Source organism: Azohydromonas sp., from assembly GCF_035325925.1.
In the GTDB taxonomy this organism is placed as follows: Bacteria; Pseudomonadota; Gammaproteobacteria; order Burkholderiales; family Burkholderiaceae_C; genus Calidifontimicrobium.
This window is the reverse complement of record NZ_DAOKZA010000007.1, coordinates 32,091-55,234: the sequence shown is the minus strand read 5'-3', so window position 1 is coordinate 55,234 and position 23,144 is coordinate 32,091. Positions and strand designations below refer to the sequence as shown.

The following is a 23,144-nucleotide window of genomic DNA, read 5'->3' as shown; positions in this document are numbered from 1 at the left end:
CGGCGACGGGCGGTGGTGGGGTCGGGCCACGATTGTGGCGACCCCACCGCCGCGCGTCACGGGAACGCGAAGTCGACGGCGGGCAGCGGGTCGGGCACGCCCGCGCCGATGTCCAGCGCCGCGGCGCGCGACAGGCCCAGCGGCAGCAGTCGCGCCTGCAGCGTGTAGCGGCCGGCCACCGCGCCGGCGGCGGCGAACGACGGCGCCGCCGTGCCCGGGTCGTAGGCCGCGATGCGCGGCGCCGCGGCGTCCAGCGTCAGCGTGTAGGCGTCGCCGACCGCCACCGGCACCTGCGCCACCTCGACCACAAGCGGCGCCACGCTGCCGAAGGCCTGCGTCGCGCGCACCGTCGCATGGTCGGCGCCGCTCACCGACGCTGCGACCGTCAGCTCGCCGCCGACCTCGCGCGGCACCGCGGGCGGCAGCACGATCGGCGCCGTGGCCGTGCCGACCACCGTCGCGCGGTCGGCGTGCACCGGCACGCCGGTGACCACGCCGGTGGCGCGTCCGCCTCCGGCCACGACCAGCGTGTAGCTGCCCGGCGCCGCCGGGTACAGCTCGTAGCGTCCGCTGGTCGGGTCGGGCGTGGTCGCACGCACCGGCTCGCCGTCGACCTGCAGCGACACCGTGGCGCCGGCGCCGGCCACGTGGCCGACGACGCGTGCACCGGCGCCGGCGAGCCGTGGCAGCACGCGCAGCACCGGCTTGAGCAGGTACTGCCCGGAGCGACCGGCGCGCACCACCGAGCGGCAGGCGTCGAAGTCGATCACGAAGTCGGCCACCTCGAACGGCCGCACCTCGATGTCGACGCTCGTCTTCAGACCGCTCTGCACCGCGCTCGGCGTGGTCAGCGCGACCTCGGCGCCGCCGCTGGGCGTCACCGCGTTGGCCAGTGGCGAGCCGGCGGTGTTGGGCGCCAGCAGCAGCCGCATCTGCGTGTAGCGGCCGGCGGCCAGCGGCGTCTGTCCGAGTTCCTCGAGCGTGCCGTTGACCAGCGTCAGCAAGTCCAGCCGGCGCGGCGCCGGCAGCATCAGGTCGACCCAGCCCGTGTCGCCGGGCTCGGCGCCGGCGCTGCGGTGCACACGCACGCCAAGCACCGTGACGTGCACGTGGTCGAAGCCGCACGACGGTGCGTCGGCCAGCGCCAGCCGCAGCGTGCCAGCGGCGGCGCCGGCCTCGTCGTCGCCGCCGCCGCCGCAGGCGGCGAGCAGCGCCACCGCGCCGAGCAGAAGGCCTCGCGCCAGTTGGCGCAGCAGGGGTGTGTCGAAAGTCGTCATGGCAGCGGTCCGGCCGGCGGACAGGAGCGGCGATACCGCCGAGTGTCGCGCGCACCGCCGCAAGCCGGCGTTTCGGATGTGACCGGTGGCAACGCGGCGCCCCTGTCAAGGAGTCACGCGCTCGCCGCCGACGAACACCGCCAGTTCGCCAGGGCGCAGGGCGTGCCAGGCCTCGTCGCGAGTCAGCGCCTCGGTGGCGACCACGGCGACGCGGTCGTTTGGCGTGGTCAGCGCGGCGAAGTCGACGCGCAAGTCCTCGTCGGCCAGCGTCGCCGCGCCGAACGGGTGGCGTCGCTGCACCCAGCTCAGCGCCGTCGACGCATGCGCCCACAGCGCCTGGCCGTTGGACAGCAGCACGTTGAAGGTGCCGTGCGCCGCCGCCCGCGGCAGCAGCTCGGACAGCGTGCGCGTGAGCTCGGCCACGCCCGGAACGCCGGCGTGCGACTTCGCCAGCTCCTGCATCAGCCAGCAGAAGGCGAGCTCGCTGTCGGTGTCGCCCACGGGGCGGAACGCCGCGTGCAGCCGCGGGCGGAAACCCTTGAGGTCGCCGTTGTGCGCGAACACCCAGTAGCGGCCCCACAGCTCGCGCATGAACGGGTGCGTGTTCTCCAGCGCGACGCGGCCCTGCGTGGCCTTGCGGATGTGCGCGATCACGTTCTCGCTGCGGATCGGGTAGCGCTTGACCATCTCGGCCACCGGCGACGCGCGCGCGCCGGCCGGATCGACGAACAGGCGCACGCCGCGGTCCTCGAAGAACGCGATGCCGAAGCCGTCCTTGTGCTCGTCGGCGCGCGCGGCCAGGCCGGCGAAGCTGAACATCGCGTCGGTCGGCGTGTTGGCGTTCATGCCCAGCAACTGGCACATGGGGGCATTCTCCCGCCGGCGGCGCCCGCGTCACCGCAGGCGTGCCACGGGGCCGCACCGGGCGCAGAATCGGCCGATCCACTCCCGAAGAGTCACGCATGCCGCGTCCCGCCATCCTGTTGCGCGTCGCCGCCCTGGCCGCCGCGCTGGTCTGCGCCAACGCGCTGGCACAGGGCTCGTCGTTGCCGGGCCACTGGGCGGTCGCGGCGGCCGATGCCGACATCGAGCGCGTCTTCGCGCGCGCCGCCGCCGAACGCAAGCCGGTGCTGCTGTACTGGGGCGCGAGCTGGTGCCCGCCATGCAACCGGCTGAAGGCGACACTGTTCAACCGCCACGACTTCATCGAGCAGTCGCGCGCACTGGTGGCGGTGCACGTCGACGGCGACCGTCCCGGCGCGCAGAGGCTCGGCGCGCGATTCAAGGTGCGCGGGTACCCGACGCTGGTGCTGCTCGCCGCCGACGGGCGCGAGATCGCCCGCCTGCCCGGCGAGGCCGAGCCCGAGCAGGTGGTCGCGCTGCTGCGCCAGGGGCTGGCCGGCGGGCGCGCCGCACGCGACGTGATCGCCGACGCGCGTGCCGGCAGGCCACTCTCGCCGTCGGAGTGGCAACTCGTCGCGTTCGACCCCTGGGAGGCCGACGGCGGATCGCTGGTGCCCGACGCCGAACGCGCCGCGCTGGCCGCGCGGCTGGCGGCGGCCGCGCCCGACGCGCGGCTCGCGCAGCGGCTGTGGCTGCGCGCGGTGGCGGACAGCGACGACGGCAAGGGGTTGCGCGCCGACGACGCGCTGCGCGCGCGCGTCGGCGCGCTGCTGGCCGACCCGGCGGCCGCACGCGCGCAGGCCGACCTGCTGGTGCAGCACGCGCGCGAGATCGTGCGCGCCCTCGCCGACGAAGGCAGCACCGAGCGCGACGCCCTGGTGCAGCGCTACGACGCGGCGCTGCGCCGGCTGGTGGCCGACGCGACGCTGTCGCGCGCCGACCGCGTGCTCGCGCTGCTCGCGCGCGTCGAACTGGCACGGCTGGCGCTGCCGCCCGAGCACGACGGCGGCACCGTCCGGCTGCCCGCGGCGCTGCGCGAAGAGGTGCGCCGGCACGTCGAGCGCGACGACCGCGAGATCGTCGACGGCTACGAGCGCCAGGCCGTGATCACCACCGCCGCCTACCTGCTGGGGCGCGCCGGCCTCGCCGCGGACGCCGACGCACTGCTCGTGGCCAACCTGCAGCGCAGCCACTCGCCGTACTACCTGATGAGCCAGCTGGCCGGCAACGCGAAGCGCCGCGGCGACAAGGCCGAGGCGTTGCGCTGGTCGGAGCAGGCGTGGACGGCCAGCGTCGGCCCGGCGACGCGGCTGCAGTGGGGCGCCAGTCACCTCGCGCAACTCGTCGAGCTCGCGCCCGACGACGCGTCGCGCGTCGAGGCCGCGGCGTCGCGGCTGTTCGGCGAGGCGGCGCAGGACGCGTCGGCGTTCTACGGCCGCAGCCTGCGCTCGCTGCAGCGCGCCGGCGGTCAGTTGCTGGCGTGGAACCTCGACGGCCGTCACGACGCGGCCATCGCGCGCCTGCGCGCGCAGCTGGCGCCGGTGTGCGCGAAGCTGCCCGACGCCGACGGCCAGCGCGAAGGCTGCCGCGGCCTGCTGCAGGCTTCGCGCCGCGCAGCCGGCGGCGGCGAAAGCTGACGCTCGCGCGACGCCGACGCGGTCGCGCACAATGCGCGCGTTCGCCGACTGCCGCGCATGCCCCTCGCCCCCGCATCTCCTGCCCGGTCGCCGCGGCGCGCCTGGCTGCAGCGCGTGGCGCTGGCGCTGGCGGCCGCGCTGTGGGCGCTGGTGGCGCATGCCGACGACCCCGAAGCCGGCTGGGCGCACGGCTACGCCGCCTTCGGCGCACCGAAGTACCCGGCCGGCTTCACGCACTTCGAGTACGTCAACCCCGACGCGCCCAAGGGCGGCACGCTGTACCTGCGCAACCCCGACCGCCGCAGCAGCTTCGACAAGTTCAACCCGTTCACGACGCGAGGCAACTCGCCGGCCGGGATGATGATCTTCATGTTCGAGCCGCTGGCGGTGATGTCGGGCGACGAGCCGGCGACGATGTACGGCCTGCTCGCCGAGGCGATCCGCGTCGCCCCCGACCGCAGCGCGGTGGCCTTCAGGTTGCACCCGAAGGCGCGGTTCACGAACGGCGACGCGGTGACCGCGGCCGACGTCAAGCACAGCTTCGACATGCTCTCCGGGCCGCACGCGGCGCCGGCGTATCGCTCCGCCTACGCGGTGGTCGAGCGCGCGACCGTGCTCGACGCGCGCACCATCCGCTTCGACCTGAAGGAGCGCACCGCCGACGCGGTGTTCGCGGTCGGCACCATGCGGGTGTTCTCGCGCCGCTGGGGCGCCGGCACCGACGGCACGGCGCGGCGCTTCGACGAGATCGTCACCGAGTACCCGGTCACCAGCGGTCCGTACACGATCGCTCGCGCCGGCGGTGGGCGGCGCATCGAGTTCGTGCGCGACGCGAACTACTGGGCCCGCGACCTCGGCGTGCGCCGCGGCTTCTTCAACTTCGACCGCGTCGTCTACCGCTACTACCGCGACGCCGCGGTGGCCCGCGAGGCCTTCAAGGCCGGCGAGTTCGACATCTACAAGGAGTACGGCGCGCGCAGCTGGGTGCGCCAGCACAAGGGTCCGAAGTGGGACGACGGGCGCATCGTCAAGGACCCGTTCCCGACCCAGGTCGGCCAGGGACTGCAGTCCTACCACCTGAACCTGCGCCGCGCCAAGTTCCAGGACCTGCGGGTGCGCCGTGCGCTCGACTACACGTACGACTTCGACACGCTCAACCGCCTGGGCCAGTTCAAGCGCACCGAGAGCGTGTTCAACAACAGCGAGTTCGCCGCCGCGGGCCTGCCGACCCCGGCCGAGCTGGCGCTGCTCGAGCCGTTCCGCGCCGAGCTGCCACCCGAGGTGTTCGGTCCGGCCTACCGCGCGCCGACCACCGGCGCCGACCCGAAGCGCCTGCGCGCCAACCTGCTGCAGGCGCGCGCGCTGCTCGAGCAGGCCGGCTGGACGCTGGCCGCCGACGGCAAGCTGCGCAACGCCGCCGGCGAGGCGTTCGCCATCGAGTACCTCGCGCCCGGCGAAGGCAGCCGCCTGCCCGACTGGGAGCTGAACCTGCGCAAGCTCGGCATCGAGCTGACGGTGCGCAACGTCGACTTCGCGCTGTACCGGCGCCGGCTCGAGACCTTCGACTTCGACATGATCACCATCGTCGAGGGCGACTTCCAGCTGCCCAACGTCGCCACGCTGGTCACGCTGTACGGCAGCGCCGCCGCCGACGAGCCCGGCAGCAACAACTTCCGCGGCGTGAAGAGCCGCGCCGCCGACCACCTGCTCGAGCGCATGGGCCAGGCACGCACGCTCGACGAGCTGCGCACCGCGGCGCACGCGTTCGACCGCGTCGTGATGTGGAGCGCGTGGCAGGTGCCCGACCTCTACGCCGCCGAGGAGAAGGCCAGCTACTGGAACCGCTTCGGACTGCCGAAGGTGAGGCCGAAGTACTACACGATCGAGAGCGCGCTGTCGGACAACCCGGCCTGGGCGGTGACCGCCTGGTGGGCCGACGACACGCTGCCCGGCGCCAGGCGCAGATGAGGCCGCGATGCTGAGCTACGTCGCCAAGCGCCTGCTGCTGATGATCCCGACGCTGCTCGGCGCGCTGACCATCACCTTCGTCGTGATCCAGTTCGTGCCCGGCGGACCGATCGAGCAGATCATGGCCGAGGCGCGCACCGCCGGCGGCGGCGACGGCGGCCTGTACAAGGCCGGGCGCGACAGCGACGCGCAGCAGATCGAGGAGCTGAAGAAGCTGTACGGCTTCGACAAGCCGGCGCACGTGCGCTACGTCGAGATGCTCGGCGCCTTCCTGCGCTTCGACCTGGGCACCAGCTTCCTGCACAACAAGCCGGTGTGGGAACTGATCAAGGACAAGCTGCCGGTGTCGATCTCGCTGGGCCTGTGGACCTTCGTCATCTCGTACCTGATCTCGCTGCCGCTGGGCATCGCCAAGGCGGTGCGCGAGGGCTCGCGATTCGACCTGCTGACCTCGCTGCTGGTGCTGGTGGGCTTCGCGATCCCCGGCTTCGTGCTCGGCGTGCTGCTGATCGTGCTGTTCGCCGGCGGCACCTACCTCGACTGGTTCCCGCTGCGCGGGCTCACGTCGGACAACTGGGACGAGCTGAGCTGGCCGGCGCGCATCGTCGACTACTTCTGGCACCTCGCGCTGCCGCTGACCTGCTTCGTCGTCGGCAGTTTTGCGGTGACGACGCTGCTGACGAAGAACACCTTCGTCGAGGAGATGCGCAAGCAGTACGTGCTGGTCGCGCGCGCCAAGGGGCTCGACGAGCGGCGCGTGCTGTGGAAGCACGTGTTCCGCAACGCGCTGATCCCGCTGGTCACCGGCTTCCCGGCGGCGTTCGTCGGCGCGTTCTTCGCCGGCTCGGTGCTGATCGAGACGCTGTTCTCGCTCGACGGGCTCGGGCTGCTCGGCTACGAGTCGGTGGTGCGGCGCGACTACCCGGTGGTGCTCGGCTCGCTGTACCTGTTCACGCTGATCGCGCTGGTGGTCAAGCTGGTGTCGGACGTCCTGTACGTCGTGATCGACCCGCGCGTGCAGTTCGGCGCGGTGGGGCGATGACGACCTCCCCGAAGCGCCTTCGGCGTCTGCCTCCAGGGGGCGCCGCCGGAGGGCCGGCAGGACGCCGGCGCGCGGGCGCAGGCCCACGCCGGGCGAGCGGTGTGATGCCGAAGCCCAAGCCGGGTCCGCGGCGGCCGCTCGACCCGCCGGTCCCGCGGGGCGTGGCGGCGACGCCCACCCGCGCGCCAGCGACCGGGGACATCCGGGCATGAGCGCCGTGCTGCCCCCCGCCGTCGGCGCGAGCGCCGGCGCGCCGGCGCTGCCGACGGTGGTGCCGATGTCGCCGAACCAGCGTGCCTGGGCGCGATTCCGGCGCAACCGCGTGGGCGTCGTGTCGCTGTGGGTGTTCGTCACGATGCTGGTGCTGGCCACCTTCGCCGAGCTGATCAGCAACGACCGCCCGCTGGTCGCGCATTACGACGGGCAGACCTACTTCCCGGCGTTTCGCAACCATCCCGAGACGACCTTCGGCGGCGACTTCGGCACGCCCACCGACTGGACCGACCCGTTCATCGCCGAGCAGTTCGCGCGGCCGGGCCGCTGGATGCTGTTCACGCTGAACCGCCACGGCGCCGACAGCAGCGACTACTTCACGAAGAAGAGCGACCCCGCGCCGCCGTCGGCCGACAACTGGCTCGGCACCGACGGCAACGGGCGCGACATGATCGCGCGCCTGCTGTACGGGTTTCGCGTCAGCATCTGGTTCGCGCTGGCGCTGACGATCACCGGCACAGTGATCGGCGTGGCCGCCGGCGCGCTGATGGGCTATTTCGGCGGGCGGCTCGACCTGACGCTGCAGCGGCTGATCGAGATCTGGGCCGCGGTGCCCGAGTTGTACCTGCTGATCATCTTCGCCAGCATCTTCGAACCGTCGCTGCTGCTGCTGCTGGTGCTGCTCAGCCTGTGGGGCTGGATGGGACTGTCGGACTACGTGCGCGCCGAGTTCCTGCGCAACCGCGGCCTCGAGTTCGTCAAGGCCGCGCGTGCGCTCGGGCTGAGCAACGGCCAGATCATCTGGCGCCACGTGCTGCCGAACTCGATGACGCCGGTGATCACGTTCCTGCCGTTTCGCATGAGCGGCGCGATCGTCGCGCTGACCTCGCTCGACTTTCTCGGCCTGGGCGTGCCGGCGGCGACGCCTTCGCTGGGCGACTTGCTGCGCCAGGGCAAGAACAACCTCGACGCCTGGTGGATCATCGTGCCCACCTTCGCGCTGCTGGTGCTGACGATGCTGCTGCTGACTTTCATCGGCGACGCGCTGCGCGACGCGTTCGACACGCGCAAATCCTGAGCGACGGCGACCGCCGCGGTGCGCGGCGATCGCCTCGCCGCGAATCCCCGGTGCCTCGAACCCCGCACGACCCGTCGAGGTGGCTCGCGCCGAGCGCCGCCGCGGCAGCGCTGCTGCCGGCACTGCTGGCGTGGAACCTGCCGCCGTCGTCGACCTTCTTCAACCAGGCCGCGGCCTTCGGGCTGTGGGGCGGCTTCGTCGCCTTGCTCGCCTGGCCCGCGTCGCCGGGCGCGGCGGCGCTCGGCAGCGCGGCGCGCGCCACCTGGCCGCTGCTCGCGGTGCTCGCCGCTGTCGTCGTGCTGGCGCTGGCCGGCGGCGTCGCCGGCCCGCTGCCGGCCAGCCTGGTGCTGCCGCCGCTGGCGGTGATCGCGGGCGCCGCGACGATGCTGCTCGCGGCGGCGGGCGCCGGCCGCACCGCGGTGCGGGCGTTCCTGTGGGCCTGGGTGCTCGCGGGTGTGGCCAGCGCCGCCATCGCCGTGGTGCAGGTGTTCGCGCCGGCGTGGGCCGACGGCACCTGGGTGGCGCGCTCGACGCTGCCCGGTCGCGCGGTGGGCAACCTGCGCCAGCCGAACCACCTGGCGACGCTGCTGCTGTGGGGTGCGATCGCGCTGGTGCCGCTGGCCGACGCGGCGCCGCGGCGCGCGCGCGTCGCCGCGGCCGCGACCTGGCTGCTGCTGCTGACCGCGCTCGAGCTGACCGGATCGCGCACCGGCGCGCTGGGCGTCGCGCTGCTCGCGCTGTGGGGGCTGGCCGACCGGCGGCTGGGCCGCTTCGCGCGCACGCTGCTGCTCGGCGCGCCGCTGGTCTACGCGCTGGCCTGGGCCGCATCGTGGCTCGGCGGACTCGCGGTCGGTGCGGCGACACGCGCCGCCGAGGCCGACCTGTCGAGCTCGCGTTTCGCGATCTGGTCCGACACGCTGACGCTGATCGCGCAGCAGCCATGGACCGGCGTCGGCTTCGGGCGCTTCAACTTCGCGTGGACGCTGACGCCGCTGCCGTCGCGGCCGGTGGCGTTCTTCGACCACACGCACAACCTGCCGCTGCAGTTCGCCGTCGAGTTCGGGCTGCCGCTGGGGCTGTCGATGCTGGCGCTGATGCTGTTCGCGCTGTGGCGCGCCGGCCGCAGCGCGTGGGGCGCCGGTGCGCCGCGCCGCGCGCTGTTCGTGATGCTGCTGCTGGTCGGCGTGCACAGCCTGCTCGAGTACCCGCTGTGGTACGCGCACTTCCTGCTGCCTGCGGCCTGGGCCTGGGGTGCCTGCCTGGGCGGTGGCGGCGCGGCGCGGGGCGCGCCGCGCCGGGGCCGTTCGCCGCTGGTGTGGTGCGGGCTGGCGATGCTGCTCGGCGCGGTGGTCGCGATGGGCGACTACCTGCGCATCGCGCGCATCTTCGCGCCGCCGCCGGACGCGGCGCCGTTGGCGCAGCGCATCGCCGAAGGCCAGGGCAGCGTGCTGTTCGGCCACCACGCCGACTACGCCGCCGCCACGGTCGCCGCCGAGCCGGCACAGGCGATGGACGCCTGCGGGCGCGCCGCGTTCCACCTGCTCGACACGCGGTTGCTGCAGACCTGGGCGCGCGCCTGGGCCGACGCCGGCGACCTTGACCGTGCGCGCCACATCGCGGCGCGGTTGCGCGAGTTCCGCCGTCCCGAGTCGCGTGCGTTCTTCGCGCCCTGCGAACCCGGCGCGGCCCCGGCCGGCACCGACGCGCCGGCGGCGACGCCGTTCCAGTGCGAGCCACCGGGCACGGTGCTGGGATGGCGGGACTTCTTGCGCTGAACGCGCGCCGCGCCGCTCAGGGCTTGCGCGCGGCCGTGAGCAGCAGCTCGTTCGGGCCGATCCAGCCGTCGGCGGTGGCGAAGCCGGCCAGCTGCGCCTCGATGTCGTCCCACGCCGCCTGCTCGGCGGCGGGGTCGAGCCGGCCGAGCAGGCGCTGGATCGGGCTGGCCGACGCGCGCACGAAGCGCAGGTAGTCCTCGACCGTCGGCAGTCGGAACGGCGCGTCGACCGCGGTGGTGGCGACGTCGCGAAAGCCGGCGCTGCGGAACAACGCGTCGAGGCGCCCGGGCTGGCCCAGGCTGAGCAGGCCCCCCGGCTGCCACGGGTCGGGCGGCGGCAGGCCGGCGTGGCGCAGCGCCGTGCGCAGCAGGATGCCGATGCAGGGGTTGGCCTGCGGCGCCGAGAACACCAGCGTGCACACGCCGCCGCCCGGGCGCAGCGCGCGGTGCATCTCGCGCAGGCCCTGCCGCGGGTCGGGAAACAGCATCAGCCCGAGCCGGCAGACAACGGCGTCGAAGCCGCCCGACGGCACCGGCAGCTGCTCGCCGTCGCCGACGAGCGTGTCGACCTGCGTCAGCCCTTCGGCTTCGGCGTTGCGCTTCGCGTGGCGCAGGATCTCGTGCGACAGGTCGGTGGCCAGCACCCGGCCCTGCGTGCCGACGCGGCGCGCGATGTCCAGCGTCTGGTCGCCGGCGCCGGCGGCCACGTCGAGCACGCGGTCGCCGGGCCGGATGCCGGCCATGTCCAGCATCGCCCCGGTGGCCGTGGCCAGCCAGCGGCGGATGGCCGGCGAGTGGTCGTTCCAGCCCTGGGCGCAGCGGTCCCAGGCGTCGCGTGCGGTGGCCTTCACGTCGGTGGTGGCGGATACTCGGTCGTCGGCAACGGTGGACATCGCGGCTCCTCGGGTTCGGTCCAGATGCACCTCAAGCGTAGGCACCGCGCACGCGAAGCAACAGGCGCAAGTTCGCACAACGGGGTCGCGCAGGCGCGACCCCTGCCTCGTGCCTTCGACTGGAACGATCTCAGGTACCTGCTGGCGGTGGCCGCCCACGGCGGCACGCTGGCGGCCGGGCGCGCCCTGGGCGTCGACGCGTCGACGGTGCAGCGGCGCTTGGCCGAGCTCGAGCGCCGCGTCGGCGCGCCGCTGGTGCAGCGGCAGACCCGCGGGTATCGGCTGACCGACTTCGCGCAGGCATTGCTGCCCGCCGCGAATGCCGTCGAGCAGGCGGTGCACGCCTTCGAGCAGCGGGTCGAACGCGCACGGCGCGACGCGGCGCGGGTGTTGCGCGTGACGTGCCCGCAGCCGCTCGTCCACCGCATCACGAACGCCCGGCTGCTCGACGAGTTTCACGCGCGCCACCCCGACGTGCGCGTCGAGTTCGTGATGAGCGACCGCTACGTCGACCTCGGCAAGGGCGAGGCGGACGTGGCGCTGCGCTCGGGCGACACCGACGACGGCGCGCTGGTCGGGCGCAAGATCGGCGACTCGCTGTGGGCCGTCTACGCGAGCCAAGCGTACATCGCGCGCCACGGGCGGCCGCAGCGGGTCGAGGACCTGCCGGCCCACGCGCTGGTCGGCTTCGACGACAGCCTGCGCGACCACCGCGCGTCGGCGTGGTTGCGCGACGTCGCCCCCGACGCCCGGCTGGCCGCGCGCAGCGACAGCGTGCTCGGGCTGCTGTACTCGGCGAAGGCCGGCATCGGCATCGCGCCGCTGCCCACCGCACTCGGCGACGCGGAGCCCGAGCTCGTGCGCGTGCTCGGCCCGGTGGCCGCGCTGACGCGCATCTGGCGCGTGCTGACCACGCGCGAGCTGCGCCACACGCCGGCGGTCGAGGCGTTCTTCGACTTCCTGACCGAGGACGTCGCCCGGCTGCGACCGATCATCACCGGCTGAACGCCGCGCGGCGTGCGGCGCCTACGCCGGCGGCGGCGCCGACCAGTCGCCCGACTTGCCGCCCTTCTTCTCGAGCACGCGGATGTCGCCGATCACCATGCCGCGGTCGACCGCCTTGCACATGTCGTACACCGTCAGCAGGCCCACCTGCACCGCGGTCAGCGCCTCCATCTCGACGCCGGTGCGTCCCAGCGTCTCGACCTGCGCGGTGCAGCGCACGCCGGGCAGCGCGGCGTCGAGCTCGAAGTCGACCGCCACCCGCGTCAGCGCCAGCGGGTGGCATAGCGGGACCAGGTCGGCGGTGCGCTTGGCGCCCTGGATCGCGGCGACGCGCGCGACGCCGATCACGTCGCCCTTCTTCGCGCCGCCGCTGCGCACCAGCTCGAAGGTCGCCGGCTGCATGCGGATCAGGCCGCTGGCGCGCGCCACGCGGTGCGTTGCGTCCTTCGACGCGACGTCGACCATGTGCGCCTGGCCTTGCGCGTCGAAGTGGGTCAGCGTCGGACTCATGGCAACGAAGTGGCAACGTGGCGGTGCGATCATAGTGCCGGCCCGCCGCTGAACCTCGGCGCGGGTGTCGGCTCCAACCGCCGGCGCGCCGTGGCGGCGCGCCCATGCTGATGAAGAAACCCCTCGTCCACCTCGTGGCCGCCGCGCTGATCGGCGCCGGCTGGCCGGCCCACGCGCCGCTGGCGCAGGTGCGCCTGCCCACGCTCGGCGACGCGGTCTCCGAGGACCTGTCGGTCAGCGACGAGCGCCGCCTGGGCGAGCAGATCATGCGCGAGGTGCGGCGCGACGCGAGCTACCTCGACGACCCGCTGCTGCTCGACTACGTGCAGTCGCTGTGGCAGCCGCTGGCCGCGGCGGCGCGCTCGCGCGGCGACATCGGCGTCGACATCGACACCGCGTTCGCGTGGGAGGTGTTCCTCGTCGGCGACCGCAGCGTCAACGCGTTCGCGCTGCCCGGCGGTTTCGTCGGCGTGCACCTGGGGCTGATCGCGATGACGCACACGCGCGACGAACTGGCGTCGGTGCTCGCGCACGAGCTGTCGCACGTGACGCAGCGGCACATCGCGCGGCGCATCGCCAGCGCGCAGCGTCAGAGCCTGGTCGGGCTGGCGGCGATGATGCTCGGGCTGCTGGCCGCCAGCCGTGCGGGCAGCGCCGACGCCGCGCAGGCCGCCGTGGTCGGCAGCCAGGCCGCGCTGATCCAGGGGCAGCTCAACTATTCGCGCGACATGGAACGCGAGGCCGACCGCATCGGCTGGGGCCTGTTCGTCGACGCCGGGTACGCGCCGCAGGGCATGGCCTTCATGTTCGAGCGCATGGCGCAGTCGGCGCGGCTGGTCGACGACAACAGCTTCCCGTACCTGCGCACGCACCCGCTGACGATCGAGCGCATCGGCGAGGCGCGCACGCGGCTCGAGTCGCTGACGACGGTGCGCCCGGCGACGACGGGCGTGTTCGAACACGCGCTGATGCAGGCGCGCGCGCGCGTGCTGATGGCCACCGGCGTGCAGGCGCTGCGCCGCGCGCAGCAGGCGAGCGCCGCGCCCGACGCGTCGCCGGCGCAGCGGCTGGGCGCGCTGTACGGCAACGCGCTGGCGTCGCTGCGCCTGGGCGAGGCCGACGCGGCGGTGCCGGCACTGGCCGACGCGCGCGCACTGCTGCGCCACAGCCCGCTGCGCGACGCGCAGGAGGACCGGCGTGCCGCGCACGCGATCGCGCTGCTCGACGCCGAGGTGCGCGTCGCGCGCGGCGATGCCGCCGGCGCGCTCGCGCTGCTCGACGCCGAACCCCAGGCGGCGCGCGCGTGGCTGCTGCAGCGCGCGCAGGCGGCACTGGCGGCCGCGCGCGCCGGGGCGCCGACGGCGGCGACGCTGCGCCGCAGCGTCGAGGCCCTGCAGGCCTGGACCGCCGAGCGGCGCGGCGACGCGCTGGCGTGGTCGCTGCTGTCGCAGGGCGCGGCGCTGCTCGGCCAGCCGCTGCGCGCGGTGCGCGCCGAAGCCGAGGCGCGCGCCGCGCTCGGCGACCTGCCCGGCGCGATCGACCGCCTGCGCGCCGGCCAGCGCCTCGCCCGCGAGGGGGCGACCAGCGACTTCGTCGAGCTGTCGGTGATCGACGCGCGGCTGCGCGACCTGCAGGCCGAGCACCGCGCGCGCATGGCCGAGATGCGCGGCAACGGGGGCTGAACCGGTCAGCGCCGCGACGACAACTGCTGCAGCGCGCTGTCGATGACCATCGCGAGCACGCTGTACAGGATCGAGCCAATCAGCGCCGCGCCGAAGCCGGCGACGTTGAAGTTCGACAGCAGCGACGCGGCGGCCCAGAACATCAGCGCGTTGACGACGAACAGGAACAGGCCGAGCGTGACCAGCGTGATCGGCAGGGTCAGCAGCACCAGCACCGGGCGCACCAGCGCGTTGAGCAGCCCCAGCACCAGCGCCGCCCACAGCGCGGACGCGTAGCTCGTGACCTGCACGCCGGGGTACAGGTAGGCGACGAGCAGCAGGGCACAGGCGAGCAGGAACCAGCGCAGCAGCAGAAGCATCGGGGCAGGATACCACCGCGACTTCGCGCCACGGCGTGCCGCACCGGCCCTGCCGCGGCCGTCGTCAGGTCGCGCTGCCCGCCGGCTTGCCGCGGCGTGCCTGCGGGCACCACACCCACTGGCCGCGTCGGCTCGCGTGGTAGTGGTGTTCGGTGTCGCCGGCGCGCGCGACGATGCGATAGCCGGGCACCAGCGCCTGCGTGTAGACGCGGTCGGGTTGCGGGCAGCCGAGCGATCCGTCGGGCCAGGTGAGCGCCTCGAACGCGACGAGCTGCGCGGCCGCGCCCCCGCGACGCGCCGCGTCGGCGAGCACCGCGTCGAGCAGCGTGCGCGCCGTCTCGTCGACGGGCGGTGTCGCAGGCGTGGGTCGCATCGGCGCAGCGGGGGTCGCGGCGGTGGCGGGCGGGTCGGCCGGTGGCTCGTCGCGCGACGTCAGCAGCCCCAGCGCCAGCAGCGCCGACGCGAGCAGCAGCGCGACGCCGGCACTCACCGCAGCACTTCTCCGGTCTCGGGCATGCCGCGGATCGCGGCGGGGGGGATGTCGGTCATGCGTCGTGTGGATGGCGCCGCCGATCGTCGTCGACCTGCGCGCGCGGCGCAAGCCCGCGCGGCGACGCGCCGCGCACGATCTGACGCCTGGTTGCGACAAAGCATGCGCCGCAGGGCGCGAACGCGGGTTTTCAGAGGGAAAACGGCTTCTCAACGTGTGACGCGGGCATTACCATTCGCGCCGCAGGGTGGCCGAGAGAAACGAGGGCTCATGCGGTCCTCGCCCGCACCAGGCACATCAGTCACTCACTTGATGGAGAGCATTCAAATGGCAACTGCGAAGAAGGCCCCCGCGAAGAAGGCGGCGGCGAAGAAGGCCCCGGCAAAGAAGGCGCCGGCAAAGAAGGCCGCTGCGGCGAAGAAGGTCGCCGCGAAGAAGGCGCCGGCGAAGAAGGTCGCCGCGAAGAAGGCCCCGGCGAAGAAGCGCACGCCGAACGCCGCGTTCATGAAGGCGATGACGCCGAGTGAGGCGCTGGCCGCGATCATCGGCAAGGGCCCCTTCCCGCGCACCGAGGTGACCAAGCGCGTGTGGGACTACATCAAGAAGAACAAGCTGCAGGACGAGGTCAACAAGCGGATGATCAACGCCGACGCCAAGCTGAAGGAGATCTTCAAGAAGGCGCAGGCGTCGATGTTCGAGATGACCAAGATGATCAACGCCCACCTGAAGTGAAGGGGGCGCGGCGGGCCGCCGCGGCCCGCCCCGACCGCGACGACGCCGGTGCCCTGCACCGGCCTTTTTTTTTCGCGCCGGCTTAAGAGAAGTGCAGCCCGCCGACGCGCAGCCACGGCGCGCGCAGCGTGCCGTAGTCGATGCGCTCGGCGCTGACGCCGTCGACGTCGAGCAGCATGCGCGCGACGTTGCCGGCGATCATCACCTGCGACAGCGCCGGCCCGACCTGCCCGCCGTCGATCAGGAAGCTGTTCTTCACCAGCCCCGAGAAGTCGCCGTTGGGGGCTGGCCGCCCCATCGACAGCCGGCCGACCAGCGCCCCGCGCCCGACCCCGGCGACCAGCGACGCCAGCGGCGTGTCACCGGCACCGACGTCCCAGCCCGCCGCCGCGGTGGGCACGTGCGGCAGCCCGGTGCGGCGGCTGGCGTACAGGCTGGGCAGCAGCGTCGCCAGCACGCCTCGGCGCAGCAGCTGCAGCGGTCGCGCGACGAAGGCGTCAGCCGACAGCGCGGCGACGCCCGGTGCGTCGAAGCGGCTGCGCACGTCGAGCCGCGGCGAGGCGACCGCGTCGCCGACGCGTTCGCGGTACAGCGAGCTGCCGCCGAGCAGGCGCTGGTCGCCGACCTGTTCGAGCAGCCACTCGAGCAGGTCGCCGACGGCCGGCGGCGTGAGCACCACCGTGCCGGTGAAGCGCGCCGGCAGTGCCTGCGTGTGCGTCTGCCGCAGTGCGTCGCGCATCATCGTCGCGATGCCGAAGTGCGATTCGGCGCGCGCGGCCGACGGATCGTCGACGCTGCCGCCGGCGAAGTTGAACGAGCTCGCGCGCGCGCCGTCGCGCGCGGTGCCCACCGCCTCGATCTCGTAGCAGCCGACCGCGGCCTCGAGCGCGCTGCCGCCGGTGGTCAGCACCCGCGTGTGCACGTGCCGGTGCGCGGCGAAGCCCTCCTGCAGCTGGAACGCCGGCGCCTCGCGGCGCCGGAAGTCGAGCAGTTCGGCGACCTTCTCGGCGAGCAGGTCGAGCGAGCCGCGCTGCGGCCCCTGCACGATGCGCGCGTGTTCGCCGGCCGACACGGCGTGCGCCTCGTCGATCGGGGCGCCGGCGGCGTCGGCGGCGAGCGCCGCGCAGGCTTCGCGCAGCGCGGCGTCGTCGAAGCTCGTCAGCTCGGTGGCGGCGCGGCGTGCGCCGACGATGCCCACCAGGCCGAGGCGCGGCGTCGTCGTGCTGCGCAGCAGGCTGGGTTCGTCGTGCGCGATGTTCAGCTCGTCGCGTCGCGTGACGCTCGCGGTGGCCTGCGCGTGCTCGAAGCCGGCTGCGCGCAGGCGCTGCAGCGCGCGCCCGGCGACGGCGTCCAGGTCGGGGCGGGAGTCCATCGCCGCGGCCCTCATTCGCCGCCGAGGTGTGCACGCGCGCGCAGCGCCGGCCCGCCCATCGAGACGACCATCGGCTGCTTCTTGCCGCAGTAGCCCGCCGCCTCCCAGTGCATGTCGTCGGACACCGCGTCGACCGTCTGCAGCATGTGCAGCGCCGAGCCGGAGACGGTGGTGTCGCGCACCGCGCGCCCGAGGCGGCCGCCGCGGATCTCGTAGGCCAGCGTGACGCCGAACATGAACTCGGTGGTCGAGTCGGCCTGGCCGTTGCCGGTGGCCAGCAGCAGGTAGCCGTCGTCGACGCCGGCGATCATCTCGTCGAGCCGCGAGGTCCCCGGCAGGATCGCCGTGTTGCGCATGCGCACCAGCGGCTCGTCGTGCGGGCCGTAGGCGCGCGCGCTGCCGGTGACGGGCCGGCCGAGCCGCGCCGCGGTCTCGCGGCTTGTCATGAAGTCCTTCAGCACGCCGCGCTCGATCAGCACGGCGTCGCGCGCGGGCACGCCCTCGTCGTCGACGTACACCGGCATCAGCACGCGCCGGCCGTTCCAGCTGTGCGCGAAGTCGACCATCGTCACCAGCTCGCTGGCCACGCGCTGGCCGACGAGCTCGCGCGTGACCGCGCCGCCGATCACGATGTCGGCCTCGCAGGGGTGGCCCATGGCCTCGTGTGCCAGCATGCCGGCGAGCCGCGGCGCGAGCACGACCACGTGCTCGCCGCCGCGCGCCGGCACCGGGTCGCACTTGGCCCGCAGGTGCGCGTGCAGGCGGTCGAGCTGCGGCGCCAGCGTCTCGGCGTCGAGCGCGAGGTCGGCGAGGCTGCCGGCGCACGACCAGGTGTCGGTCAGCTCGACCGGCGCGCCGTCGCGGGCGCCGGCGGTCATCGTCACTTGCAGCGTGCCGCGCGCGATCACGCTGCGGCAGCGACTGCCGGTGCTGGTGAGCAGCCGCTTGTCGTGGCGCTCCTCCTGCGCGAGCAGGCGCACGCTCGTCAGGCCGGGGTGGCGCGTGCGGCACCAGGCGTCGAGCGCGCGCAGGCGCTCAATCGCCTGCGCGCCGGTCAGCGGCGGGGCGCCTTGCAGCTCGTGCTCGCCGACGTGGGAGTCGGCCGGCAGCGGCGCGGCGCCGCGTGCGCCGAAACGCGACATCGAGCGCGCGTTGCGCCGCGCCTGGTCGAGCAGCGTGCCGTCGCCGGGCGCGTCGGCGCTTGACGCGAAGCCCCAGTAGCCGCCTTCGTGCACGCGCGCGCTGGCCGCGGCGTCGACGCTGCGCTGGTTGTTCACCAGCCGGCCGTCGACCATCAGCAGCCGCGTCTTGCGCACCTCGTGGTGGCGCGACTCGGCGTAGTCGGTGTTCATCGGTGCGTGGCTCCGGTGTGTCGTCGGCGCCGGGGGCTCACGGCGTGCCCAGCCCGAACAGCGCCGCGCCGTTGCCCCAGGCGATGCGCCGCGCGACCTCGGGCGGCAGCTCGCCGAGCCAGCGCCGCGCCTCGGCCATCAGCGCCTCGTAGTACTGCCAGCGGGCGTTGACCCAGGTGTCGGAGCCGACGAGGAAACGCTGCGGGAACTCGACGAACAGCGCGCGCCACTCGGGGCTCAGCCGGCCGTCGACGACCAGGCCGGGGCGGTACGACAGCTCGCCCATCAGCGTCGGGTGGCGGCGCAGCAGTTCGCGCACGCGTTCGACCGGCACGCCGCCGATGCCGGTGTGCGCCCAGATCAGCGTCGCGCCCGGCGCGTGCGCCATCAGCTTGTCGACCGCGACGTCGTCGCAGTGCGCGAGCACCGCCAGCCCGCGCTGCCGGGCGAGCTGCATCAGCTGCCGCGCGACGGGGCCGTCGGCGTCGGCGCTGTCGTACAGGTGGAACTCGCCGAGCCCGCGGTACGGCCCGGCGGCGGTGCCGGCAGCCAGCTCGGCGTCGACCATGCGCGCGATCGACGGGTCGCGGAACCACGACTGGTAGTCGGCGCGGTCGCGGTACAGGCGCACCATCGGCACCACGGTGACGCCGGCCGCGCGTGTCGCCTCGGTGGCGGCGGCAAGCGCCTTCGTGCCGTCGTTCGGCCGGCTGTTGGCGACGATCGCGCGCACGCCGCTGCGCTGCATGCGCGCGAGCACGTCGGACAGCGGGTGCGGCTGCTGCGCGTCGTCGTTGTAGTGCAGGTGCGCGTCGAACAGCGGACCGTCGTACGGCACCGGCTCGGCGGCGACCGCGGCGCCGGCGATCGCGACGGCGGCGAGCCAGGCGCCGGGCCCGCGCCACGGCGACCGGCGGGGGGCATCATGCATGCGGGGCTCCTCGGCGGGCCGGCGTTCAGCCGACGTGGCGGCGCAGGAACGCCAGCGTGCGCTCGCGCGCGAGCGCCGCGGCCGCGGCGTCGAAGCTCGCGCGCTGCTCGCAGTTGAAGCCGTGGCCGGCGTCGTACACCTGCACGTCGACGCCGGGCTGCGCGCGCCGCAGCGCCTCGACGCCGGCGAGCGGGATCAGCGCGTCGCGCGCGCCGAAGTGCGCGAGCACCGGGCAGCGCGGCGCGAGCGCCGCGTGGTCGGGGATGCCGCCGCCGTAGTACGGCACCGCGGCGGCCAGGCCGTCGACGTTCGCCGCGGCGAGCCAGGTCAGCAGACCGCCCCAGCAGTAGCCGACCATGCCGACCCTGCCGGCGCGTGCCGCGTGCGTCACCGCGGCGGCGAGGTCGAGCAGCGCGCGCTGAGCGTCGCTGGCGGCCTTCAGCGCGCGGCCGCGCTGCACGCCGGCGTCGTCGTAGCCGAGCTCGACGCCGGGCTCGACGCGGTCGAACAGCGCCGGCGCGACGGTCAGGTAGCCGTCGGCGGCGTAGCCCTCGACGACGCGGCGGACGTGGTCGTTGACGCCGAAGATCTCCTGCACGACGACGAGGCCGCCGCGCGGCGTTCCCGCGGGTTCGGCGACATGGGCCGACAGCCGGTGACCGTCGGCGGCCTGCAGCGTGATCGAAGCGGGCATCGGGGGCTCCTGTCGCGTGTCCGGCCTGGGCGCGCCACCGCACCTTACCCGATGTCACGCCGCGGCGTTGGCCGCACGCTGCGCCTCGACCGTCTGCGCGACGACGCCGCAGCCATCGGCATCGACACGATCCGCGCCGAGGCGCCGCCAGGGCGCCCGCTGCCGGCGTGGCCGCGCCCCGAGCACCGACCGGTCCGTCGGTTCGGCGCAGGATCTGCGCCGCCGCCGGCGGTCGTCACCGGGCCGGCCTCAGCTTGGCGGCGAGGAAGCGGCCGGTGTGGCTGTCGGCGCACGCGGCCACCTGCTCGGGCGTGCCCGTGGCCACCACCTGCCCGCCGCCTGCGCCGCCCTCGGGGCCCATGTCGACGACCCAGTCGGCGGTCTTGACGACGTCCAGGTTGTGCTCGATGACGACGATGGTGTTGCCGGCGTCGCGCAGCTGGTGCAGCACGCGCAGCAGCAGCTCGATGTCGGCGAAGTGCAGCCCGGTGGTCGGCTCGTCGAGGATGTACAGCGTGCGCCCGGTGTCACGCTTGCTCAGCTCCAGCGCCAGCTTGACGCGCTGCGCCTCGCCACCCGACAGCGTGGTCGCGCTCTGCCCGAGCTGGATGTAGCCCAGCCCGACGTCGAGCAGCGTGCGCAGCTTGCGCGCGATGGCCGGCACCGCGCCGAAGAACGCGTGCGCGTCCTCGACCGTCATCTCGAGCACGTCGCGGATGCTGCGGCCCTTGTAGACGATCTCCAGCGTCTCGCGGTTGTAGCGCGCGCCGCCGCAGGTGTCGCAGGGGACGTAGACGTCGGGCAGGAAGTGCATCTCGACCTTGATCACGCCGTCGCCCTGGCAGGCCTCGCAGCGCCCGCCGGCCACGTTGAAGCTGAAGCGCCCGGGCCCGTAGCCGCGTTCGCGCGCCGCGGGCACCTCGGCGAACAGCTCGCGGATCGGCGTGAACAGGCCGGTGTAGGTGGCCGGGTTGCTGCGCGGCGTGCGCCCGATCGGGCTCTGATCGACGTTGATCACCTTGTCGAACGCGTCCAGGCCCTCGATGTCGTCGTGCGGCGCCGGCTCGAGCTGGCTCTGGTAGAGCTTCCTGGCCACCGCGGCGTACAGCGTGTCGTTGACCAGCGTGCTCTTGCCCGACCCCGACACGCCGGTGACGCAGGTGAACAGCCCCACCGGGATCGCGACCGTGACGCGCTGCAGGTTGTTGCCGCGCGCGCCGACGATGCGCAGCTTCAGCGCGTCGGTCGGCGCGTCGGTCGGCGCCGCGGGTGCCGCGCGGCGCGACGGCACCGCGATGCGCAGCGCGTGCGCCAGGTAGCGCCCGGTCAGCGACGCCGGGTTCGCGGCCACCTCGTCGGGCGTGCCCTGCGCGATCACGCGCCCGCCGTGCACGCCGGCGCCCGGGCCCATGTCGATGACGTGGTCGGCGGCGCGGATCATGTCCTCGTCGTGCTCGACGACGAGCACCGAGTTGTCGAGGTCGCGCAGCCGGCGCAGCGTGCCGATCAGGCGCTCGTTGTCGCGCTGGTGCAGCCCGATGCTGGGTTCGTCGAGCACGTACATCACGCCGGTCAGCCCCGAGCCGATCTGGCTGGCCAGGCGGATGCGCTGCGCCTCGCCGCCCGACAGCGTGTCGGCGCTGCGCTCGAGGCTGAGGTAGCCCAGCCCGACGTCGACGAGGAAACGCAGGCGCGTGCCGATCTCGCGCACCACCTTGTCGGCGATCTCGGCCTTCGCGCCGATCAGCTGCAGGCGCCCGAAGTACGCGTGCGCGTCGGCCAGCGTCGCGCGCTCGACCTCGTAGATCGGCCGCCGCGCGCCGTCGCCGCCCTGCAGGAACACGTGTCGCGCCTCGCGGCGCAGGCGCGTGCCGGCGCAGGCCGGGCAGGGCCGCGCGGCCTGGTAGCGCGCGAGCTCCTCGCGCACCATCGCCGAGTCGGTCTCGCGCAGGCGCCGCTCGAAGTTCGGGATGATCCCTTCGAAGGGGTGGCGGCGCCTGACCACGCGCGCCTTGCCGCGCGGCGCGTCGGCGCGGTAGACGAACTCGATGTCGTCGTCGCCCGAGCCGTACAGCAGCACGCGGCGGTGCGCGGGCGCGAGGTCCTCGAACGGCGTGTCGATGTCGAAGCCGTAGTGGCGCGCGACGCTGTCGAGCAGCGAGTGCGTGTACGCGTTGCGCCGGTCCCAGCCCTTGACGGCGCCGGCGGCCAGCGACAGGCTCGGGAAGGCGACGACCCGCTCGGGATCGAACACCGTCACCTGGCCCAGCCCGTCGCACTGCGGGCACGCGCCCACCGGCGAGTTGAAGCTGAACAGCCGCGGCTCGAGTTCGGGCAGCGCGTAGCTGCACCGCGGGCAGCCGAAGCGGCTGCTGAACACCTGTTCGCGCCCGTGGTCGATCTCCAGCGCCAGCGCGCGGCCGTCGGCGATCGCCAGTGCCGCCTCGAAGCTCTCGGCGAGGCGTTGGCGCAGCGCCGCGTCGCCGCCGCGGGTCTTCACGCGGTCGACGACGACGTCGACGTCGTGCTTCTCGTTCTTCTTCAGGGTCGGCAGCGCGTCGACCTCGACGACGACGCCGTCGACGCGCAAGCGCACGTAGCCGCGCGCCTGCAGGTCGGCGAACAGCTCGGCGAACTCGCCCTTGCGGTCGCGCACCACCGGCGCCAGCACCGCCAGCCGCGTGCCCTCGGGCAGCGCGAGCACCGCGTCGACCATCTGCGAGACGCTCTGCGCGGCCAGCGGCAGGTCGTGGTCGGGGCAGTACGGCGTGCCGGCGCGCGCGTACAGCAGGCGCAGGTAGTCGTGGATCTCGGTGATCGTGCCGACGGTGGAGCGCGGGTTGTGGCTGGTGGCCTTCTGCTCGATGCTGATCGCCGGCGACAAGCCCTCGATCACGTCGACGTCGGGCTTGTCCATCAGCTGCAGGAACTGGCGCGCGTAGGCGCTCAGGCTCTCGACGTAGCGCCGCTGCCCCTCGGCGTACAGCGTGTCGAACGCCAGGCTGGACTTGCCCGAGCCCGACAGCCCGGTGATCACCACCAGCGCGTGTTTCGGGATGTCGAGGTCGACGTTCTTCAGGTTGTGCGTGCGCGCGCCGCGCACGCGGATCAGCGCTGGCGCGGGCGACGGTGGATCGAGGGGCGGCTGGGCCATGCGCACGGGCAGGGGAACCGGCCATGATAGCGAGCGCGCTGCGCCAAGCCGCGTGGGCCCGCGGCGCCGGACGTGGCG

The 23,144-nt window shown here is 74.1% G+C and carries 20 protein-coding genes; 9 read left to right on the top strand and 11 right to left on the bottom strand.

Annotated features, from left to right (window positions below):
- Nucleotides 1-56 precede the first annotated feature (56 nt).
- On the bottom strand, nt 57-1,277 hold the full coding sequence (locus tag PKC53_RS04155) for a DUF4382 domain-containing protein (protein ID WP_324426613.1): 1,221 nt from the start codon (nt 1,275-1,277) through the stop codon (nt 57-59).
- Between the two features lie 105 nt (nt 1,278-1,382).
- The gene (locus PKC53_RS04150) at nt 1,383-2,141 is read right to left on the bottom strand and encodes a class II glutamine amidotransferase (protein WP_324426611.1); all 759 of its coding nucleotides are present in this window, start codon (nt 2,139-2,141) and stop codon (nt 1,383-1,385) included.
- 98 nt (nt 2,142-2,239) lie between these two features.
- Between PKC53_RS04150 and PKC53_RS04145 the strand changes: the two genes are divergently transcribed.
- The 5 genes from PKC53_RS04145 to PKC53_RS04125 all read left to right on the top strand — a co-directional run bounded on the left by PKC53_RS04145 (nt 2,240) and on the right by PKC53_RS04125 (nt 9,893).
- Complete coding sequence (locus PKC53_RS04145; RefSeq protein WP_324426609.1) at nt 2,240-3,817, top strand: thioredoxin family protein; 1,578 nt, start codon at nt 2,240-2,242, stop codon at nt 3,815-3,817.
- Nucleotides 3,818-3,874: 57 nt separating this feature from the next.
- Nucleotides 3,875-5,785, top strand: coding sequence for an extracellular solute-binding protein (locus PKC53_RS04140; RefSeq protein ID WP_324426607.1), 1,911 nt, complete (start codon nt 3,875-3,877; stop codon nt 5,783-5,785).
- A 7-nt stretch (nt 5,786-5,792) separates the two neighbouring features.
- A complete protein-coding gene (locus tag PKC53_RS04135) occupies nt 5,793-6,827 on the top strand; it encodes an ABC transporter permease subunit (protein WP_324426605.1) in 1,035 nt (344 codons plus the stop codon).
- A gap of 277 nt (nt 6,828-7,104) precedes the next feature.
- Nucleotides 7,105-8,118, top strand: a complete 1,014-nt coding sequence (locus tag PKC53_RS04130) for an ABC transporter permease (protein WP_324426710.1) — start codon at nt 7,105-7,107, stop codon at nt 8,116-8,118.
- Nucleotides 8,119-8,168: 50 nt separating this feature from the next.
- The gene (locus PKC53_RS04125) at nt 8,169-9,893 is read left to right on the top strand and encodes a Wzy polymerase domain-containing protein (RefSeq protein ID WP_324426603.1); all 1,725 of its coding nucleotides are present in this window, start codon (nt 8,169-8,171) and stop codon (nt 9,891-9,893) included.
- 16 nt (nt 9,894-9,909) lie between these two features.
- Here PKC53_RS04125 and PKC53_RS04120 read toward each other — a convergent pair whose 3' ends face one another.
- Nucleotides 9,910-10,785: a class I SAM-dependent methyltransferase gene (locus tag PKC53_RS04120; protein WP_324426601.1), complete on the bottom strand. Its 876-nt coding sequence runs from the start codon at nt 10,783-10,785 to the stop codon at nt 9,910-9,912.
- A 24-nt stretch (nt 10,786-10,809) separates the two neighbouring features.
- On the opposite strand from PKC53_RS04120, the gene PKC53_RS04115 reads away from it, so the two are divergent.
- On the top strand, nt 10,810-11,790 hold the full coding sequence (locus tag PKC53_RS04115) for a LysR family transcriptional regulator (RefSeq protein ID WP_324426599.1): 981 nt from the start codon (nt 10,810-10,812) through the stop codon (nt 11,788-11,790).
- Nucleotides 11,791-11,811: 21 nt separating this feature from the next.
- Here PKC53_RS04115 and moaC read toward each other — a convergent pair whose 3' ends face one another.
- Nucleotides 11,812-12,300 (bottom strand): cyclic pyranopterin monophosphate synthase MoaC, encoded by a 489-nt coding sequence (gene moaC / locus PKC53_RS04110; protein ID WP_324426597.1) that lies wholly within the window; start codon nt 12,298-12,300, stop codon nt 11,812-11,814.
- 110 nt (nt 12,301-12,410) lie between these two features.
- Here moaC and PKC53_RS04105 point away from each other — a divergent pair, with 110 nt between their 5' ends.
- Nucleotides 12,411-13,982 carry a M48 family metalloprotease gene (locus PKC53_RS04105; RefSeq protein ID WP_324426595.1) on the top strand — a complete coding sequence of 524 codons (1,572 nt, stop codon included), beginning with the start codon at nt 12,411-12,413 and terminating at the stop codon, nt 13,980-13,982.
- A gap of 5 nt (nt 13,983-13,987) precedes the next feature.
- Here the strand turns inward: PKC53_RS04105 and PKC53_RS04100 are convergent, their stop codons facing one another.
- The gene (locus PKC53_RS04100; RefSeq protein ID WP_324426593.1) at nt 13,988-14,341 is read right to left on the bottom strand and encodes a phage holin family protein; all 354 of its coding nucleotides are present in this window, start codon (nt 14,339-14,341) and stop codon (nt 13,988-13,990) included.
- A 64-nt stretch (nt 14,342-14,405) separates the two neighbouring features.
- Nucleotides 14,406-14,831, bottom strand: coding sequence for a hypothetical protein (locus PKC53_RS04095; RefSeq protein ID WP_324426591.1), 426 nt, complete (start codon nt 14,829-14,831; stop codon nt 14,406-14,408).
- Nucleotides 14,832-14,901: 70 nt separating this feature from the next.
- Here PKC53_RS04095 and PKC53_RS04090 point away from each other — a divergent pair, with 70 nt between their 5' ends.
- Both PKC53_RS04090 and PKC53_RS04085 read left to right on the top strand, forming a co-directional pair.
- Nucleotides 14,902-15,051: a hypothetical protein gene (locus PKC53_RS04090; protein WP_324426589.1), complete on the top strand. Its 150-nt coding sequence runs from the start codon at nt 14,902-14,904 to the stop codon at nt 15,049-15,051.
- Between the two features lie 107 nt (nt 15,052-15,158).
- Nucleotides 15,159-15,563 carry an SWIB/MDM2 domain-containing protein gene (locus tag PKC53_RS04085; protein ID WP_324426587.1) on the top strand — a complete coding sequence of 135 codons (405 nt, stop codon included), beginning with the start codon at nt 15,159-15,161 and terminating at the stop codon, nt 15,561-15,563.
- 82 nt (nt 15,564-15,645) lie between these two features.
- Here the strand turns inward: PKC53_RS04085 and PKC53_RS04080 are convergent, their stop codons facing one another.
- The 5 genes from PKC53_RS04080 to uvrA form a co-directional block, all read right to left on the bottom strand.
- Nucleotides 15,646-16,935 carry a metallopeptidase TldD-related protein gene (locus tag PKC53_RS04080; RefSeq protein ID WP_324426585.1) on the bottom strand — a complete coding sequence of 430 codons (1,290 nt, stop codon included), beginning with the start codon at nt 16,933-16,935 and terminating at the stop codon, nt 15,646-15,648.
- A gap of 11 nt (nt 16,936-16,946) precedes the next feature.
- Nucleotides 16,947-18,287 (bottom strand): TldD/PmbA family protein, encoded by a 1,341-nt coding sequence (locus PKC53_RS04075; RefSeq protein WP_324426583.1) that lies wholly within the window; start codon nt 18,285-18,287, stop codon nt 16,947-16,949.
- A 37-nt stretch (nt 18,288-18,324) separates the two neighbouring features.
- Complete coding sequence (locus tag PKC53_RS04070; RefSeq protein ID WP_324426581.1) at nt 18,325-19,218, bottom strand: amidohydrolase family protein; 894 nt, start codon at nt 19,216-19,218, stop codon at nt 18,325-18,327.
- Between the two features lie 25 nt (nt 19,219-19,243).
- The gene (locus PKC53_RS04065) at nt 19,244-19,912 is read right to left on the bottom strand and encodes a dienelactone hydrolase family protein (protein ID WP_324426579.1); all 669 of its coding nucleotides are present in this window, start codon (nt 19,910-19,912) and stop codon (nt 19,244-19,246) included.
- Nucleotides 19,913-20,147: 235 nt separating this feature from the next.
- Nucleotides 20,148-23,066, bottom strand: a complete 2,919-nt coding sequence (gene uvrA / locus PKC53_RS04060; protein WP_324426578.1) for an excinuclease ABC subunit UvrA — start codon at nt 23,064-23,066, stop codon at nt 20,148-20,150.
- Nucleotides 23,067-23,144 lie beyond the last annotated feature (78 nt).

Excerpts from the sequence above, each read along its gene's own strand:
- PKC53_RS04155 (WP_324426613.1), bottom strand. The coding sequence starts at position 1,277 with ATGACGACTTTCGACACACCCCTGCTGCGCCAACTGGCGCGAGGCCTT.
- PKC53_RS04150 (WP_324426611.1), bottom strand. The coding sequence starts at position 2,141 with ATGTGCCAGTTGCTGGGCATGAACGCCAACACGCCGACCGACGCGATG.
- PKC53_RS04145 (WP_324426609.1), top strand. The coding sequence starts at position 2,240 with ATGCCGCGTCCCGCCATCCTGTTGCGCGTCGCCGCCCTGGCCGCCGCG.
- PKC53_RS04140 (WP_324426607.1), top strand. The coding sequence starts at position 3,875 with ATGCCCCTCGCCCCCGCATCTCCTGCCCGGTCGCCGCGGCGCGCCTGG.
- PKC53_RS04135 (WP_324426605.1), top strand. The coding sequence starts at position 5,793 with ATGCTGAGCTACGTCGCCAAGCGCCTGCTGCTGATGATCCCGACGCTG.
- PKC53_RS04130 (WP_324426710.1), top strand. The coding sequence starts at position 7,105 with ATGTCGCCGAACCAGCGTGCCTGGGCGCGATTCCGGCGCAACCGCGTG.
- PKC53_RS04120 (WP_324426601.1), bottom strand. The coding sequence starts at position 10,785 with ATGTCCACCGTTGCCGACGACCGAGTATCCGCCACCACCGACGTGAAG.
- PKC53_RS04115 (WP_324426599.1), top strand. The coding sequence starts at position 10,810 with ATGCACCTCAAGCGTAGGCACCGCGCACGCGAAGCAACAGGCGCAAGT.
- moaC (WP_324426597.1), bottom strand. The coding sequence starts at position 12,300 with ATGAGTCCGACGCTGACCCACTTCGACGCGCAAGGCCAGGCGCACATG.
- PKC53_RS04105 (WP_324426595.1), top strand. The coding sequence starts at position 12,411 with ATGAAGAAACCCCTCGTCCACCTCGTGGCCGCCGCGCTGATCGGCGCC.
- PKC53_RS04100 (WP_324426593.1), bottom strand. The coding sequence starts at position 14,341 with ATGCTTCTGCTGCTGCGCTGGTTCCTGCTCGCCTGTGCCCTGCTGCTC.
- PKC53_RS04090 (WP_324426589.1), top strand. The coding sequence starts at position 14,902 with ATGGCGCCGCCGATCGTCGTCGACCTGCGCGCGCGGCGCAAGCCCGCG.
- PKC53_RS04085 (WP_324426587.1), top strand. The coding sequence starts at position 15,159 with ATGGCAACTGCGAAGAAGGCCCCCGCGAAGAAGGCGGCGGCGAAGAAG.
- PKC53_RS04080 (WP_324426585.1), bottom strand. The coding sequence starts at position 16,935 with ATGGACTCCCGCCCCGACCTGGACGCCGTCGCCGGGCGCGCGCTGCAG.
- PKC53_RS04075 (WP_324426583.1), bottom strand. The coding sequence starts at position 18,287 with ATGAACACCGACTACGCCGAGTCGCGCCACCACGAGGTGCGCAAGACG.
- PKC53_RS04070 (WP_324426581.1), bottom strand. The coding sequence starts at position 19,218 with ATGCATGATGCCCCCCGCCGGTCGCCGTGGCGCGGGCCCGGCGCCTGG.
- PKC53_RS04065 (WP_324426579.1), bottom strand. The coding sequence starts at position 19,912 with ATGCCCGCTTCGATCACGCTGCAGGCCGCCGACGGTCACCGGCTGTCG.
- uvrA (WP_324426578.1), bottom strand. The coding sequence starts at position 23,066 with ATGGCCCAGCCGCCCCTCGATCCACCGTCGCCCGCGCCAGCGCTGATC.